The organism is Mesorhizobium sp. M7A.F.Ca.CA.002.09.1.1 (genome assembly GCF_003998555.1).
GTDB classification, from domain to species: domain Bacteria; phylum Pseudomonadota; class Alphaproteobacteria; order Rhizobiales; family Rhizobiaceae; genus Mesorhizobium; species Mesorhizobium ciceri.
The window spans coordinates 1-723 of record NZ_RZRR01001462.1 but is presented as its reverse complement, the minus strand read 5'-3'; the positions used below and the strand labels follow the sequence as shown (position 1 = coordinate 723).

At 63.3% G+C, this 723-nt stretch carries 2 protein-coding genes; both read left to right on the top strand.

All coding sequences use genetic code 11. The features are described from left to right. The coding region (locus EN994_RS34010) for a GDYXXLXY domain-containing protein (protein ID WP_164746553.1) at positions 1 to 274 on the top strand (274 nt) is incomplete at its 5' end. A gap of 26 nt (positions 275 to 300) precedes the next feature. Then, the coding region (locus EN994_RS34005; protein ID WP_164746552.1) for an aromatic amino acid lyase at positions 301 to 723 on the top strand (423 nt) is incomplete at its 3' end.

The window sequence follows — 723 nt, the reverse complement described above, 5'->3', positions numbered from 1 at the left end:
GTTCGGCAAGGCGCCAACGATGGCCACCGCCGACGAGGCCGATATTCTAGGCCACATCGCCGAAGGCTGGGACCTTCGCGGCGAAGAGGCGACCATCGCGCCGGACTATGGCATCGAGCGCTTCTATCTGCCGGAAGGCGAGGGGATGGCGATCCAGAACGACATGCGGGTGCGGCCATTCGGCATCCGTCTTGCTCTTGCCGGCGACGGCACCGCGCAGATCAAGGCGCTGGTCGACGGCGACAAGACGCTGTTCGAGGAACCACTCTACTAAGTCCCTTATTTCCGATGGTGTGAAGCATGCCAGTTAGCCTGTCGACGCGTGAAGACATCAACCTCGACACTGTCTTCCGCGTCGCCTGGAAGAAGGACACGGTGGAGATCAGCGAGAAGGCCTTGCAGCGCATCGCCGAATGCCGCGTCTCGTTTCTGAAGCTGATTGAATCCGATCCGCCACCGGTCATCTATGGCGTCACAACCGCCATGGGGGAATTGGCAAGCCGAAAGCTCGAACCTGACGAGCGTGATCGCCATGCGCGCATCAAGGCGTTTGCCGCCGCCACCTCGTTCGGCGATCCCTTGCCGGATCGCGTGGTCAGGGCGATCGTGCTTGCCCGTCTGACAAACTTCATCGAGGGCAACGCCGCCACCACGCCGCGCATCGCGCTTGCCGTGGCCGCGATGCTCGACGGTGGGCCGATGCCTGTCGTGCCGGCCTCCGGC